The sequence below is a fragment of the Kordia algicida OT-1 genome (assembly GCF_000154725.1).
Taxonomy (GTDB): domain Bacteria; phylum Bacteroidota; class Bacteroidia; order Flavobacteriales; family Flavobacteriaceae; genus Kordia; species Kordia algicida.
In genome coordinates this window covers 3928843-3945244 of record NZ_DS544873.1, presented here as the reverse complement: position 1 = coordinate 3945244, position 16402 = coordinate 3928843, and the positions used below count along the sequence as shown (strand labels likewise).

The 16402-nt window shown below is 35.7% G+C and carries 14 protein-coding genes; 5 read left to right on the top strand and 9 right to left on the bottom strand.

Annotated elements, in window-relative coordinates:
• Window positions 1–56: 56 nt before the first annotated feature.
• From KAOT1_RS16890 to trhO, 8 genes are all read right to left on the bottom strand, one after another.
• Window positions 57–2282 (bottom strand): M43 family zinc metalloprotease, encoded by a 2226-nt coding sequence (locus tag KAOT1_RS16890; RefSeq protein ID WP_007096087.1) that lies wholly within the window; start codon window positions 2280–2282, stop codon window positions 57–59.
• A gap of 295 nt (window positions 2283–2577) precedes the next feature.
• A complete protein-coding gene (locus tag KAOT1_RS16885) occupies window positions 2578–3234 on the bottom strand; it encodes a CoA transferase subunit B (protein ID WP_007096086.1) in 657 nt (218 codons plus the stop codon).
• Window positions 3235–3342: 108 nt separating this feature from the next.
• Complete coding sequence (locus KAOT1_RS16880; protein WP_007096085.1) at window positions 3343–3696, bottom strand: four helix bundle protein; 354 nt, start codon at window positions 3694–3696, stop codon at window positions 3343–3345.
• Window positions 3697–3750: 54 nt separating this feature from the next.
• A complete protein-coding gene (locus tag KAOT1_RS16875) occupies window positions 3751–4449 on the bottom strand; it encodes a CoA transferase subunit A (RefSeq protein ID WP_007096084.1) in 699 nt (232 codons plus the stop codon).
• Window positions 4450–4523: 74 nt separating this feature from the next.
• Complete coding sequence (locus KAOT1_RS16870; RefSeq protein WP_007096083.1) at window positions 4524–6878, bottom strand: penicillin-binding protein 1A; 2355 nt, start codon at window positions 6876–6878, stop codon at window positions 4524–4526.
• 18 nt (window positions 6879–6896) lie between these two features.
• Window positions 6897–7382, bottom strand: a complete 486-nt coding sequence (locus tag KAOT1_RS16865) for a gliding motility lipoprotein GldH (RefSeq protein WP_040560139.1) — start codon at window positions 7380–7382, stop codon at window positions 6897–6899.
• Window positions 7366–8697 (bottom strand): PSP1 domain-containing protein, encoded by a 1332-nt coding sequence (locus tag KAOT1_RS16860; RefSeq protein WP_007096081.1) that lies wholly within the window; start codon window positions 8695–8697, stop codon window positions 7366–7368. The genes KAOT1_RS16865 and KAOT1_RS16860 overlap by 17 nt, the downstream gene beginning before the upstream one ends.
• Window positions 8698–8797: 100 nt before the next feature.
• On the bottom strand, window positions 8798–9829 hold the full coding sequence (gene trhO, locus KAOT1_RS16855; protein ID WP_007096080.1) for an oxygen-dependent tRNA uridine(34) hydroxylase TrhO: 1032 nt from the start codon (window positions 9827–9829) through the stop codon (window positions 8798–8800).
• A 646-nt stretch (window positions 9830–10475) separates the two neighbouring features.
• On the opposite strand from trhO, the gene recA reads away from it, so the two are divergent.
• The 4 genes from recA to KAOT1_RS22100 all read left to right on the top strand — a co-directional run bounded on the left by recA (window position 10476) and on the right by KAOT1_RS22100 (window position 14340).
• On the top strand, window positions 10476–11483 hold the full coding sequence (recA, locus tag KAOT1_RS16850; RefSeq protein ID WP_007096079.1) for a recombinase RecA: 1008 nt from the start codon (window positions 10476–10478) through the stop codon (window positions 11481–11483).
• A gap of 133 nt (window positions 11484–11616) precedes the next feature.
• Window positions 11617–12036, top strand: a complete 420-nt coding sequence (locus KAOT1_RS16845) for a YajG family lipoprotein (protein ID WP_007096078.1) — start codon at window positions 11617–11619, stop codon at window positions 12034–12036.
• A gap of 31 nt (window positions 12037–12067) precedes the next feature.
• Complete coding sequence (locus KAOT1_RS16840; RefSeq protein WP_007096077.1) at window positions 12068–12604, top strand: RNA polymerase sigma factor; 537 nt, start codon at window positions 12068–12070, stop codon at window positions 12602–12604.
• The gene (locus tag KAOT1_RS22100; RefSeq protein ID WP_007096076.1) at window positions 12601–14340 is read left to right on the top strand and encodes an outer membrane beta-barrel protein; all 1740 of its coding nucleotides are present in this window, start codon (window positions 12601–12603) and stop codon (window positions 14338–14340) included. Before KAOT1_RS16840 ends, KAOT1_RS22100 begins: the two co-directional genes overlap by 4 nt.
• A 99-nt stretch (window positions 14341–14439) precedes the next feature.
• Here KAOT1_RS22100 and KAOT1_RS16830 read toward each other — a convergent pair whose 3' ends face one another.
• A complete protein-coding gene (locus KAOT1_RS16830) occupies window positions 14440–15186 on the bottom strand; it encodes a lysophospholipid acyltransferase family protein (RefSeq protein ID WP_007096075.1) in 747 nt (248 codons plus the stop codon).
• 179 nt (window positions 15187–15365) lie between these two features.
• Here KAOT1_RS16830 and trpS point away from each other — a divergent pair, with 179 nt between their 5' ends.
• Complete coding sequence (gene trpS, locus KAOT1_RS16825; protein ID WP_007096073.1) at window positions 15366–16334, top strand: tryptophan--tRNA ligase; 969 nt, start codon at window positions 15366–15368, stop codon at window positions 16332–16334.
• Window positions 16335–16402 lie beyond the last annotated feature (68 nt).

The following is a 16402-nucleotide window of genomic DNA, read 5'->3' as shown; positions in this document are numbered from 1 at the left end:
CCCAAGCTTTGACACTTGGGAGTTTTCAATTTTATAAAGTTATTGAGAAGTATCGCTTATTGCTTTACGAACTTCTGAATAATTTTTTCTTCTTCATCTGTTACTTCAAGTAAGTAAACTCCAGATTTCAATTCACTTACGTTTAGTCTTCCGTCTTTAAGGTTTCCTGTTTTTACAGTTTGTCCCATTAAGTTAAGAATTCTGTATGCAGAGTTTACATTGTAGCTTGCTAAGTTGATCGTAATATCTCCACGAGTTACTGTTGGCGTCATTAAGAAGTCTCCTGCAATAGAACCTTGTGGTCCAGAACGCAATGCCTGAATTCCATCAGCTGCTCTTGCTCCGCCTCCATTGATACCCGTAATTGTTACTTGGTCAATATATACTTGATCTGCGTTTGCACTTGCATCACACTGTACTCTAAATCTTGAGTTTGATGCGAAGTTTACATTAGAACTATCTAAAGTTACCGTTGCTGTATAGAAGCTTCCGTTTGTAAAGCTACTTCCGCTAGCATACGTTGCTACAGTGCTCCAAGATGATCCGTTGTAATAACGTACCCAGAAATCTTCTCCATTTTCCATTGAATTTGGATAGAAATAGAAGGTAAATTCTACCTGATCGAATCCTCGTAAGTCAAATGTTTCTGATGTCATTGCCGAAGCTGTACCAGAGTTATCTCTTAATCTGATAGAGTAGTCTCCTTCGTAAGAACGAGAGCCTCTGTAACGGTAGCAATCGCTTCCTCCATCAGTCCATCCGTCTAGTCCTGTTTCAAAGAATCCTTCGTGTAATACTGTAGTTCCTCCCGTTTGACATGGTGCACATGATGAACCTCCACAGTCAATTCCTGTTTCGTCTCCATTTTGAATTCCATCATCACAAGTTGGCGCTGGTGGCGGTGTACTTCCTAAACAGAAGTCTGTAGCTTCAGAAGATGTAAAGCTTCCTCCAGATACAATTTGTCCGTCTGGACCTGTTAATGTGTATGACCCGCTTCCGTAAGTACAGCAAATTCCGTCACCGTAAGCATCGTTGATGGTAAATGTGTAACAGTCGTTTGGTAAACATAATGTTTCTGTTACTGTAGAACCATCAGGATTTGATGCTGAATAACTCTCAGATGCAACTGTTGTTCCTCCATCTGTTACGATAGCCCAAGAAGTTTCTTCTGGATAGTTGTCAAATGTAATTGTTAAAGTTACTTCATTATCTGAACAACCTGATTGACATGGCGCACAAGAACCTCCACAGTCAACTCCTGTTTCGTCTCCATTTTGAATGCCGTCATTACATGTTGGTGCTGGTGGTGGTGTTCCTCCACATTTATCAGACAACGCTAAACTTCTTCTAACGCCTCCAACATCTAATACAGCACGCATACGTGCTTTTTGTCCTGCTGTGTATAAGTTCATACATGAATCATCTGAGTAATCCATATAGTTTTGTACCATATCTGTGCTTGCACATGAAACATGTGTAGTATCACATCCGTAGTTTGGTCCGTCAGAAGTTGGTGTATCAGATACAAAATCGTCAACTCCACATCCGCCGTCTCCCCAAATGTGACGTAAATTTAAATAGTGACCTACTTCGTGTGTTGTCGTTCTTCCTAAATCGAAAGGTGCAGAAAGGTAAAATCCTGATCCTTTAGCACTGCTTCCAAAATACTGTGGACTCATTACAACGCCATCGGTTGCAGCACTTCCGCCAGGAAATTGTGCGTATCCTAAGATTCCGCCTCCAATATTACATACCCACATGTTCAGGTATTCTGACGTATTCCAAGGACTAACTCCACCTTGAGCAGTACTTTTCATAGCATCATTAGTTCCCCATGCAGTTCTAGTAGAAGATTTTCTTGTAATTCCTGTAGTTGCATTTCCGTTAGGATCAACTGTTGCCAGACAAAACTGAATTTCCGTATCAACAGCTTGTGACCATCTGTTGTCTGCATCAGCATTGGTTCTTCTAAAATCTTCATTCAATACATCTAATTGTGATTGAATTTGTGCATCGCTAATATTTTCTTGTGAATTATTGTAGATTACGTGCACTACAACAGGAATTGTAATAATATTTCCTGTAATGCTTTCTTGTGGTCCCAATTCTTGAATTCGCTGTCTTGTGAAGTCCTCGATTTGTTGCATACGAGCTTCCAATTGCGGATCAAGTTGTTTTCTGTACTCTAGGTTTTCCATTGTAGAACAGTCACGCTCCTGAGCGAACGACATTCCGACAAATAAAAAACTCAACAATAAAAGTGTAAAGTTTTTTTTCATAAAAAAGTTTTTAAGTTGGTCTTTATTTTTTTCGACGATTGTCAAAAACGTATCAAATATGTTAATTTTTTGTGAATAATCCGATTAAATACATTTTTTTTCGACGAAACACACGAAAAGTTTCGATAAACATAAATTATTCGCAGTTGTACAATCGTCTGAAAACCTGTTGTTTAAGCATGAAAATTGATCTTTTTATACGTATTTTAGTTTTTTTGGGAGATGGAACTAAAAAAAGCGTCGTATTGTTAATAATACGACGCTTTTGTAAGATTTTTGAAGATTTTTCTGAATGTTATGAAAGCTGCATTTCTGGGATTTCTCCTTCGACAATTAGTGTTCCTTCCGTTGCATTTTTGATGTCATCAACCGTAACGCCTGGAGCTCTTTCTAATAGTTTGAAACCTTCCGAAGTAATTTCAAGCACTGCAAGATTGGTTACTATTTTTTTGACACAACCAACGCCTGTAAGCGGCAGTGAACATTTTTTTAGTAGTTTGGATGCACCTCGTTTGTTGGTATGCATCATTGCTACGATTATATTTTCTGCGGAAGCGACCAAATCCATAGCGCCGCCCATTCCTTTGACCATTTTCCCTGGAATTTTCCAATTGGCAATATCGCCATTTTCAGCAACTTCCATCGCTCCTAAAATAGTTAAATCGACATGCTTTCCACGAATCATTGAGAAACTCGTTGCTGAATCAAAGAAACTTGCGCCTGGCAAAGTCGTAATGGTTTGTTTTCCTGCATTTATAATGTCTGCATCTTCTTCACCTTCAAAGGGAAAAGGTCCCATACCGAGCACGCCATTTTCACTTTGAAATTCTACTTCTATATCGTCTCTTACAAAGTTGGCAACCAACGTTGGTATTCCAATACCTAAGTTTACGTAGTAACCGTCTTTTACTTCTTTTGCAATTCTTTTTGCGATTCCGTTTTTGTCTAACATTTTATATGTGATTTGAAAATGTGTTCATTTGAAAATTTGATGATGCGCTCCTTTTTCGTTTTATAATTTCTTTTCACTAGAAGCTTTTGTAAATCTTATTAAATTAACTCATCTCTTTTTAGATGTTGCTATAATTTTACTTATTATTTTTATTATTGTTAGTAGATCAGCATGTAATTGTTGTGATGGATTTGGATAAAATTCTGACTCTTTACAAAGCAACAGCCAATACTCTAGCTCGTCTGCTTCTTTGGCTGAAATTTTGAATTTATGAATAAAATCTGCCTTACTTTCTGCATTCTGTGCTTCTCTAATATTAGCTCCAATAGATGTTCCACTTCTAAAAATTTGCGAAGCCATTTCGTACTTGTGCAAATTCCTTAATTTTTCTGAAAATTTGATAATTTGAATGGAAAAGTCAAAAGTTCGTTTTATAATAATGTTGTCTTTGTCGTTTCTCACTGAGCGGTTCTTTTCAACTTTATTTTCAAATTAATCCATCATCAAATTTTCAAATTAACGTGTTCGCACCGTACGCTGTTCTATTCGTTTTTCATATTGTTCTCCTTGAAAAATACGCTGTACAAAGATTCCTGGAATGTGTATTTGATTTGGATCTAATTCGCCAGCAGGCACCAATTCTTCAACCTCAGCTACTGTAATGGTTGCGGCACCGCACATACACGGATTGAAATTTCGAGCGGTTCCCTTAAAGATCAAGTTTCCAGCTTCGTCTCCTTTCCAAGCTTTTACAAAAGCAAAATCGGCTTCATACGCTTTTTCAAGAATGTACATTTTTCCATTAAATTCTCTAGATTCTTTTCCTTCGGCTACTTCAGTTCCGTAACCTGCAGGTGTGTAAAATGCGGGAAATCCTGCTTGTGCGGCTCTGCATTTTTCTGCAAGTGTTCCTTGGGGCGTAAGTTCTACTTCAAGTTCGCCCGAAAGCATTTGACGTTCAAATTCATCATTTTCTCCTACATAAGAGGAAATCATTTTTTTTATTTGGCGTCCTTGCAAAAGAAATCCTAAGCCAAAATCGTCCACACCTGCATTGTTAGAAATACACGTGAGATTTTTTACGCCAAGTTTCACCAATTCGGCAATGGCATTTTCAGGAATTCCGCATAAACCAAAGCCTCCAAGCATTAAAGTCATGTTGTCTTTGACTCCTTCAACTGCTTGTTGTACCGTATCTATCTTTTTATTAATCATCAATCAGTATTTTGACTGAAAATTACGAAATTTTCAAAAGATGTTCCCTTTTTTTCCGAATAATTTAAAGTGAATTAAAAGTCAATTCCTTCTAACTTGTCTTCATCAGGATCTTTGCCATTATTTTCCTCTGTCGTGGAAGTTGTTTTAGAGCAATCGATGTTAATGGTCATTTCTTCTTCTGGCTTTTCAAATCGACCATCTGAGACCGATAGTGATTTATCAGCATAACATTTTTTCATAAATAATGCCCAAATTGGCAATGCCATAGAAGCTCCTTGCCCATATTTGGTTCTGGCAAAACGTATTTGACGATCTTCACCTCCAACCCAAGCGCCAGAGATTAAATTTGGCACCATTCCGATAAACCAACCATCACTGTTGTTTTGTGTAGTTCCTGTTTTTCCTGCAATAGGATTTTTGAATTCGTATGGATATCCTGTAATGATTTCGTCATACATTTTATTCCATTTATTAGCTCCTTTGTGGCGAAGTCTTCTTCCTGAACCACTTTGCGTGACACCTTCCATAAGATTGACCACTGTGTAAGCTACTTCTTCACTTAATACGTCTTTTGTTTCTGGTACAAATTCATAAAGTATGGTTCCGTTTTTGTCTTCAATACGTGTGACAATTACGGGTTTTACATATACACCTTTGTTTGCAAATGTTCCGTAAGCGCCTAGCATTTCGTACAATGAAATATCTGGTGTTCCCAAAGCAATAGAAGGCACTTCTTCTATTTCAGATTCTACACCAAGACGTTGTGCTAACGACCGAACATTGGCAGGACCAACTTTGTCCATTAAACGTGCAGTAACTGTGTTTACGGAGTTTGCTAGTGCACCTTTGAGCGTGCGCATACCTTCGTATTTTCCATCAGAATTTTTTGGACACCAAGGTTCCTGCAAACCATACTTTCCTGTTTCGATACAAAATGGTCCGTTTGGCATGGAGTCACAAGGTGATAAGTGCAATTGATCGATCGCTGTTGCATATACAAATGGTTTGAATGTAGAACCAATTTGACGTTTTCCTTGTTTTACCATATCATATTTAAAGTTTCTGTAGTTAAAACCGCCAACCCAAGCTTTTACCTGCCCTGATTGTGGTTCTAGTGACATGAAACTAGCACGCAAAAAGAATTTTGAATATAAAATAGAATCGCGCGGCGTCATAATGGTATCGATACGATTGTTTTTTCCTTTCCATGAAAATACGGTCATCGGCGTTTTTTTGTCAAAAGAAGCAAGGATTTCTTTTTCAGTTTTTCCTTCTTTTTTCATGATTTTCCAACGCTCAGAATTTTCAATTGCTTTGTTCATCACAAAATCAATGGTGCTTTGTTCTACATCTTTGGCAAAAGGTGCATTTTTATTCCTTTTTTTTGTGTTTTGATGATAAAATTCTGCTTGTAATTTTTTCATGTGTTCCTCCATTGCTTCTTCGGCATATTCTTGCATGCGTGAATCAATAGTGGTGTAAATTTTTAATCCATCAAGATAAATATCATATTTTTCGCCATTTTCTTTTGGATTTTCTGCAGTCCATTTTTTTAAGAAACCTTTTAAGTGTTCTCTAAAATAGGTTCCTATACCTTCATTGTGTGATTCTGGATTGTAATCAATAGTTAAGGGTAGTTTTTGTAACGAGTCTTTTACTTCTTTCGTAATGTAATCGTATTTATACATTTGTGCTAATACGACATTTCTTCTGGTTTTTACACGTTCTGGTCTTCTTCTCGGATTGAATAAAGAGGAGTTTTTAAACATTCCTACTAGCATTGCCGATTCTTCAATTTGCAATTCTTGTGGTTCTTTTCCAAAGTAAATTCTTGCTGCAGAGCGAATTCCATCTGCATTGTTTCCAAAGTCATAGATATTGAAGTACATCGCAATGATTTCTTCTTTGGTGTATTGGCGTTCTAAACGTGTCGCAATAACCCATTCTTTTATTTTTTGAATGAGACGTTCAGGAAGATTTTTAGAACCTTCACCGACAAATAGTTGTCGTGCTAATTGTTGCGATATCGTACTTGCGCCACCTTTGCTTCCTAAAAATGCAAATGCTCTAACGGTTCCACGCACATCAATTCCTGAGTGGTCGTGAAAACGTGCATCTTCTGTAGCGATAAGTGCGTTTACTAAATCTTTTGGTAAATCTTTATAATCAACAGGAGTTCTGTTGTCTTTTAAGTAATATTTTCCGAGTGTTTTTCCATCGGCAGAAATTACTTGACTTGCTAAGTTTGTTTGCGGATTTTCTAAAAATTCAAAAGAAGGCATTTTTCCCAAAGCTCCCCATGAAGCTAGTAAGAATAAAAGGATTACACTTGCTATTCCGCCTACGAATACTCTCCAAAACCATTTGATAAACGTTTTAAAAGATGCAGGTGTTTCTTGTTTCTTTTTGACTTGCTTTTTTGCCATTTCAATACGTTGTTTGTACTATTTTTTTTCAATTCTAAAGCCAACCTCAGAGATTCCCTTTAAGCTTTGGATTCCGTCTGGTTCATTAATTTTTCTCATGGCTTGTTGTATGGTTACTTCATACATTCCTTGGTATGGAAAACGAACGTCTTCTTTGTACCAAAGTTTGCTTTCTTTGGTCGTCATACCTTTACCGAGCCATTCTCCATTTGGTTTTGCCATTTCATATTCTAGTGTATCTGAAACGACATTTCCATTTGGAAAGTTCATATTGACAATAAGAAATAGGTTTCGAAATTGATATTCGTCTGTATTTCTCACGTTGACAAACAAATTGTATCTGTTTGTACTGTCTGGCTGTTGAAATTTGAAATTTAAAGAGGTTTCTTTGTCCCAAGATGTTCCTACGGACGTATATTCGTCATACACACGATTTCCGTCACAAGAAATGAATAGCATACTAAGAATAGCTATAAAAAATGCGATTTTACTTTGGTTTTGCATTTTTATTCGATTTTTTACGTCTGTTGTTATTCTTGTTCCTGTTTTTGTTGGCGTTTTTGGTACTGTTTTTTGCATTTGGATGATTTCCTTTTTTAGCATTTTGATTGTTGCTTTTTTTCGGGTTTCCGCCTGTTTTTGCAGTAGCTTTGTTGCCAGCATTGTTGTTGTTTCTGCGTCTTTTCTTGTTTTGAGCGCCTCTTCTTTTTCGGTTTCGAGTGGGTTTTTTATCAAATCGTGTAAGACTGTCTTGACCTACAACGTTTTCAAAGTTTGTTTTAGTATCTTCTTCAATAAGTTCTAATGCGTATTCTTCTAAACTTATTACTTTTTCTTTTTTCACATTCATCGCAATGATTTCATTGGCTTGATCGGTGGTAAGTTTGTGCCAATTCATCCATTCCCCTTCATACGCGTACCAAATGTGTCCTTTAAAGATATCCGTTTTTTGGCAAACTGCAATTCCTTTTTCGGTGTATAATTTTACATCGCTTTTTGGAAATTGCTTTAATGCTTCTAGGTATGCATCTAATTCAAAGTTGAGACAGCATTTTAGTTTTCCGCATTGTCCTGCTAGTTTTTGAGGGTTTAACGAAAGTTGCTGATATCTAGCGGCAGCTGTATTTACAGAGCGAAAATCGGTCAACCATGTTGAACAGCAAAGTTCGCGTCCACATGAGCCAATTCCGCCTAAGCGAGCTGCTTCTTGACGAAAACCAATTTGACGCATTTCAATACGAATGCTAAAGGCTTTTGCCATGTCTTTGATTAACTGACGAAAATCTACACGATCTTCCGCAGTGTAATAAAACGTTGCTTTGGAGCCATCTCCTTGAAATTCTACATCTGAGATTTTCATTTGCAAACCAAGCGCAATTGCTAATTCGCGCGAACGCTTCTTGATTCCTTCTTCTCTATCGCGTGCACGCGACCAAACATCAATGTCTTTTTGAGATGCTTTTCGGTATATTTTTTTGACATCTTCGCTCGTTGGACTTACTTTTTTCTTCTTCATTTGTACTCTTACCAATTCTCCAGTAAGAGTTACAATTCCGACATCATGTCCTGGAGAAGCTTCTGTAGCTACAATGTCTCCAATACTAAGCGATAAATTTTCTGTATTTCTGTAAAAATGTTTTCTACTGTTTTTAAAACGCACCTCAACACAGTCAAAAGGTTTCTGACTGCTCGGTAGCGACATGTTTGATAACCAATTGAATACAGTTAGTTTGTTACAACTATCAGTGCCACAAGTACCATTGTTCTTGCAGCCTCTTGGTTGACCATCTTTACCAGTTGAACAACTGTTACAACTCATATTTTTATATATAGAATCTGCAATTCGGGATATGCAGATATAGGGTTCGTACTTTTTTCTAAAGTTGTAAAGATAGGATTATTTCTGTAGCATCGAAAATCTACTTTTTATACTTGAGTACTTCCGATCTTCCTTTTTTGAAAATTTTGTTGCTGACTTCTTTCCCTTTACGCAATTCTTTTTGCACTTCTTTTGGCAAGTTATGCACTTCTTTACATTCCGCAGAACAACAATCGTCCATTTTTTCAGCGCACGCTTCACATTGAATGAATAGTAAATGACATGCTTCATTGGCACAGTTTACATGCGTATCACAAGGATTTCCACATTGATGACAGTTGGCAATGATATCATCTGAAATACGCTCACCACGTCGATGATCGAATACGAAGTTTTTACCAATAAATTTGTTTTCTAAGTTTTGTGCTTCTACTTGGCGCGCATAATTGATAATTCCGCCTTCTAGCTGATATACTTTTTTGAAACCTTTGTGTTTGAAGTAGGCACTGGCTTTTTCACAACGAATACCACCTGTACAATACATGACCAAGTTTTTGTCTTCTTTGTATTCTTTTAAGTCGTCTTCAATAATTGGTAATGATTCTCTAAACGTATCTACATCTGGTGTGATAGCTCCTTGAAAATGACCAATTTCACTTTCATAATGATTTCGCATATCTACCAGAATGGTATTTTTATCATCGAGTAATTCGTTGAATTTTTCTGCGGCAACATGTACACCTTTATTTGTGACATCAAAACTTTCGTCATTTAATCCATCTGCAACAATCTTATCTCTAACTTTCACTTTTAGCTTTAAGAAAGACATATTATCTTGTTCAATTGCCACATTAAGACGTACATTTTCTAGAAATGTGATTGTGTCTAAATGATCTTTGAAGGTATTGAAATTTTCGGCTGGCACAGATAGTTGTGCATTAATGCCTTCATAAGACACATAAATTCTACCTAAAACGTCTATTTTGTCCCAGTTAATGAATAAATGATTTCGTAAAATTTCAGGATTTCCAATGTTGGCGTACTTGTAGAAAGATATCGTCATGCGATCTTTACCCGCTTTTTCGATAAGTTCTGCTCTTTCTTTAGCACTTAATTTATTGTACAGTTGCATGCTATATCAATTTTTAAGTTTAAAGTGAATATTTTCGGCAAAAATACGTTTTTTAGTGAAATTTCCACATTTTATCAAGAAAAACAACGCTTACACAAAAAAACATACGCTTATACATTATATCAGTGATTAATGAAATGAAAACTGTATTTTTAGAAATGTAATTGAGTGTGAAAAGAAAAAAAATTACATCAGCACATGCTGTTTTTGGAAAAAATTACACCCTAAAAATAGCTGAAATGAGGATAAAAAAGAGCGTTTTTGACGCTTAAAAAATAGTTTTTACTGCAACTACGGGAAAAATAAAAGTGCTTCTTGTGGTAAGAAGCACTTTTACTAGCTAATTCATTGTTAATATTAAATTTTTCTATTAAATAATAGAATTAACAATGAAGCTAGCCACCGTCTAGCCTGCAATTCCCGAATAATGGAACCGAGGCGTTGTCTCGTGTATTGTAAATAAATTTGTTTGAAATTCTCATTTTTTCTAAGCTATTTTATTTAATAGATACACGTTTTTGAAAAAGGTTGCGTCCAACTATTATTTTTTTTTGAGTGTATTTATCTAAAATGAGAAGTTGCGAATTGTTTTCAGCAAAAAGAAATGGTAATTTAGCATCGTTCAAATTAATAGAAAATTGACATAATGAGTTCAGACAAAGAAAAAGAAGCAAAATTAAAAGCATTAAAACTTACCTTAGATAAGTTAGACAAAACTTATGGAAAAGGTACTGTGATGAAAATGAGTGACCAAGCAGTTGTGGATGTAGATGCCATTTCTTCAGGATCATTAGGATTAGATATTGCCTTAGGTGTTGGTGGATATCCACGTGGGAGAGTGATTGAGATTTACGGACCTGAATCGTCTGGTAAAACTACCTTAACATTACATGCCATTGCAGAAGCGCAAAAAGCAGGTGGAATTGCTGCTTTTATTGATGCTGAACACGCATTTGATCGTTTTTATGCTGAGAGTTTAGGCGTTGATATTGACAATTTAATTATTTCTCAACCAGATCATGGAGAACAAGCATTAGAAATTGCTGACAATTTAATTCGTTCAGGCGCTATTGACATTGTCGTAATTGACTCGGTTGCTGCGTTAACACCAAAAAGTGAGATTGAAGGAGAAATGGGTGATTCGAAAATGGGATTACACGCTCGTTTAATGTCACAAGCACTTCGTAAATTGACAGCTTCTATCAGTAAAACAAACTGTACCGTGATCTTTATCAACCAATTGCGTGAAAAAATTGGTGTGATGTTTGGAAATCCTGAAACTACTACTGGTGGAAATGCCTTAAAGTTTTATGCTTCTGTTCGTTTAGATATTAGACGTTCTACACAAATAAAAGGAACAGATGGCGAAGTAAAAGGTAACAAAACACGTGTAAAAGTGGTAAAAAACAAAGTTGCGCCACCTTTTAAAACAGTAGAATTTGATATTATGTATGGCGCTGGAGTTTCTAAAGTTGGTGAAATTTTAGATATCGGTGTCAACTATGAAATCATTAAAAAGAGTGGTTCATGGTTTAGTTATGGCGATTCTAAACTTGGGCAAGGACGAGACGCTGTAAAGACTTTATTAGAAGATAACCCAGAGTTGCTAGAAGAACTTGAAATCAAAATAAAAGATGCTATTGCAAATAGTTGATTTTTAAATTGCTAATTGCAACATTCAGAATAAATACTTTAAAAAAATCCCTTCTCGGGATTTTTTTTATTTTTAAACGCAACCATTTGTATATTTAAGCATCTACTTGAAAAAGTAGTTTATATTTTAACTTATGAAGAAGATATTATTTTTAGCTTTAGTAGCAGGATTGACATTGTTCAGTTCATGTTCGGTTGATGATAATACGGCCGATTTTCAGTTTGAATTTATCCCAATTGAAACTGTAGAAATGCCTGAAGAATTTAACTTTGGAGATACACATACTATCAGTGTAACTTACAAACGTCCTTCAACATGTCATTCATTTAGTAATTTTCAATACTTACAAGAAACCGGAAATGTACGAACTATTGCCGTAGTAAACTTTGTAACTTCTGGAAATGACTGTGAAGCCTTAGAAGATGATTTTAAAACCGAAACTTTTAGTTTCAGCGTGCTTGATGACGAGCCGTATACGTTTAGGTTTTGGCAAGGAAAGGATGACAACGGACAAGATATGTATTTGATATACGAAGTATCTGTCAACAACTAAAATAAGCTACTAAACAAAACCAACAGACCGAGTGAGTTTAGAACAACTCATACATAAATGTAAGAATAACGACCGTGATGCACAAGCACAACTGTATAGAGAATACGCAAAAAAACTATACGCAACTAGCTTAAAGTACTCTCGGAACAAGGTTGAAGCGGAAGATAATCTGCAAGATAGCTTTATGGTTATTTTTGAAAAAATTGGGCAATATACATTTAAAGGCTCGTTTGAAGGTTGGCTTAGAAGAATTACCGTAAACACCGTGCTTCAAAAATATAGAGGCAAAGGTGCTTTTGAAGTTGTAAACGAACGAGTTTTAAAAGATGAACCTGTTTCGGTATATGAAGAAGATATCTCAATAGATTATCTGTTAAGTATTGTACAAGAATTACCCGATCGATATCGATTGGTATTTAATTTATATGTCCTTGATGATTATTCACATCAAGAAATTGCAGAAATGTTAGGCATTTCGCAAGGAACTTCAAAGTCAAACCTAGCAAGAGCACGGATGATTTTGAAGAATAAGATAGAATCGTTTAAAAAAAAAAATCGCCATCAATGAGTGATAAAAAAAATATAGATCAACTGTTTCAGGACAGTTTCAAAGATTTTGAAGCTTCTCCCGACCCTGCGTTATGGGATAAAATATCCGAAAAATTAGACGCAAAAGAAGCTGAGAAAGATAAAAAAGGCATTGTCTTTCTTCCGTGGTTGTACAGAGCTGCTGGAATTGCCGCCGCAATCGTCCTGTTCTTTTTTATTGGGAATGAATTTTTAAATTCTGATAAAACTGGAATTGGTACTGACGAAAAAGTTACCACTACAACTAATGATGATTCGCGTGACAACGATGCTAACAGAAACATTACAAATTCAGAGCAAAATTCATCAAACAAGCAACAGAATTCTTCTGATAATGTATTGCAAAACCAGGAACGTATTGCCAATGAAAATAAAAACGGACTTGACAGTGATGGCAATGAATTGAAAGATGGAAGCGACAGCAGTATTCAAAAAGGAAATGCGTTGCAAAATGCTGTGGTAAATCAAGATGAAATAAACTCAAATTCTAATGGCAATTCGAAACAATCATCTAACGATAGATTGCAACCAAATTCCATTCAAAATTACAATACCATAAACCAAGAAAACGCCGTTGCCAATTCAAATTCGACACAAAATAACAATTCGAATGCAATAAATGGAACGACCACAAATACGTCTCAAAATACGGTAAATGGTCTTGATAGATTTGGAAATACTGTTGCTCAAAATAATTCATCAAACAATACGAATGTGACTACGAATGACGTTCAAAATGGTGAAAATGGTGCTGAGACAAACACAAACCCTGTTACGAATTCCAATTCGACAGCAGTCGCACAAAACAATACAACAAATTCAAATTCATCTAATACAAACACAAGCACTAATACGGATGCAACAACTACGGAAACAGCTGTTGCCGAAGTAAAGAAAGATGATCCTATTAAAAAATCACTATTGGATGAAATTAATGATTTATACGATTTAGAAAAAGACAAAACAGACATTGCAGAAGCAACTCCAAAAAGATGGTCAATTTCGCCAAATGCATCGCCTGTATATTACAATACATTAAGTAATGGTTCTCCAATTGACGAAACATTTGCTGATAATTCAAAAACAGGAGATGTTAACTTTAGTTATGGTGTAAATGTTGGTTACGACGTGAATAAAAGATTGACAGTTCGTTCAGGAATTCACAAAGTAGATTACAGCTACAGTACTCGAGATATTGCGTTGGTTCCTTCTATTGATGGAACAGATTTGACAACCATTCAGTTTAGAGGAAATAACAATTCGTTTGATATTAAAGATCGTCAAGCGCCATCAAATGTGGTGTTTTCACAATATCAATTGCCAAGTACAGAATCGTCTATTAGAGAGAAACAAATAGAAGGAAACTTAAATCAGCGTATGAGTTATATTGAAGTTCCTGTAGAATTGAAATACGCTTTGGTTGATAAAAAATTAGGAGTTAATGTTATTGGTGGTGTAAGTACACTATTGCTAACAGAGAATAGTATTGTATTAGATTCTCCTGAAGTTTTCACAGAAATAGGAGAAGCTACGAATGTAAATGATGTGAGTTTTAGCACAAATATTGGTCTCGGAATAGATTATAAGGTTTCCAAACAAATTGAAGTCAATGTAGAGCCAATGCTAAAATATCAGTTAAATACATTTTCAGGAAATACTGGCAACTTTAAACCTTACTCGGTAGGAGTTTATACAGGTGTCAGTTTTAGGTTTTAGTTTTTTAGTTGGTTAGGTATTGCCATATACCTTAAAAGCAGTGATGTTTGCCATAAAAACCGTTTTCTTATACAATAAGGAAGCGGTTTTTTTATGTTTTTAAAAAGCACCATAAGCTTCTAGCTCTTTCAAAATAATATCGCGTGCGGTTTTACTCAGTTCTTTTTTATCTGCAACTTCTTTTCCTGCTGTACTTAAAAATTTGTGAATTGTAACACGCATACGACCTGGCGAACCACTAAAAAAAGTATACGAAAATCGTTTTTTATTATCGGCAAACGTCATCGGTACAATTGGAATTTGATGTTCTATTGCCAAACGAAAGGCACCATCTTTAAATTCGTCTAATAAAATATCTTCTTCAGGAACTCGTCCTTCCGGGAAAATACAAATACTCATGCCTTGATTGAGTCGCTTTTGCGCACTGTCATACACGGCTTTTCGGCTTCTTGCACTTCCTCTATCGACCAAAATACACGTTCGCTTGTAGAAAAAACCAAAAATGGGAATCTTTGAAAGTTCTTTTTTTCCCACAAAAACAAAAGGATTTTTAGACGCGACCAACATCAGCATAATATCAGTCATGCTCGTATGATTGGCAATAAGCATGTAACTTTTTCCTTTGATGATTTCTTCTTCTTTTTTAAACTTTGTGATAAATCCCATTCCGAACAAAATTGGTCTCGCCCAGAAATTTCGAGCAATCCAAAAAAACTGAGGATATAGCTTTTCACTTGCAGTAAATAAAAGGAGTAAAGGGAAAAATATAAGTATCGGAAGAAGCACTAAAAGGTAAAACCAAACGCGCCAAATTAAGATTGCTATGTTCTTTAAAAAAGTAATCATCTCTGCCAAAAATACACTAAAGTTTGAAAAAATGGCTTTAAAAAGTATTTTTCTGAAACGACAACAGCTAAATTTTAAAAAGTCATTTCAGACAAATTGCTAAAATTTATCGCTAAGAAATTTTCCATCGTCATTTCAAAAGAAGTACATTTGCTAAAATTCAATAATTACGATTACCCATGGCACGAATACTTACAGGAATTCAAAGCACAGGAACACCACATTTAGGAAACATTTTAGGAGCAATTATTCCTGCTGTAGAAATGGCTCAAAATACCGCAAACGAATCTTTTCTGTTTATTGCAGACATGCATTCGCTTACGCAAATTAAAGATGGAGACACATTGCGAGAAAACACATATAAAACAGCCGCTACTTGGCTTGCATTTGGTTTGGATGTAAACAAAACAGTATTTTATCGCCAAAGTGATGTGCCGCAAGTCACCGAACTCGCTTGGTATTTGAATTGTTTTTTTCCATATAATCGCTTAAAATTAGCACATAGTTTTAAAGACAAAGCTGGTCGTTTGGAAGATGTAAATGCCGGTTTATTTACGTACCCAATGTTGATGGCTGCAGATATTTTATTATACGATGCTGAGATTGTTCCCGTAGGAAAAGACCAAGAGCAACATTTAGAAATTACACGTAGTGTTGCGACACGTTTTCATGAAAAATTAGGCGAAACTTTTATATTGCCAGAAGCTAAAACTCGAGAAGCAACCAAGTTGGTTCCTGGAACAGACGGCACAAAAATGAGCAAGAGTAAAAATAATATAATCGATATTTTTCAGACAGATAAAAAGCTTCGCAAGCAAATTATGGGTATCCAAACCGATAGTACGCCGATGGAAGATCCGAAAGATCCTGAAACCGATAACGTATTTGCATTGTATAAATTATTGGCTAACGACGAACAAATAGCAACCATGCGCCAAAATTATACAGGTGGAAATTACGGTTACGGACATGCAAAACAAGCCTTATTTGAATTGATTACAGAACGATTTGCTACCGAACGCGAACGTTTTAATCATTATATGGAAAACAAAAACGAAATAGACGATGCTTTGGCAATTGGTGCAGAAAAAGCTCGTAAAATTGCCAATGAAGTATTGGCAAGAGTTCGTAAAAAAGTTGGATATTAGATTTGGTTAGAAACAAGATTGCTTTGCTTAATTCAAGGATTTAAAAATTTAATGATTCAAGGTTGTTT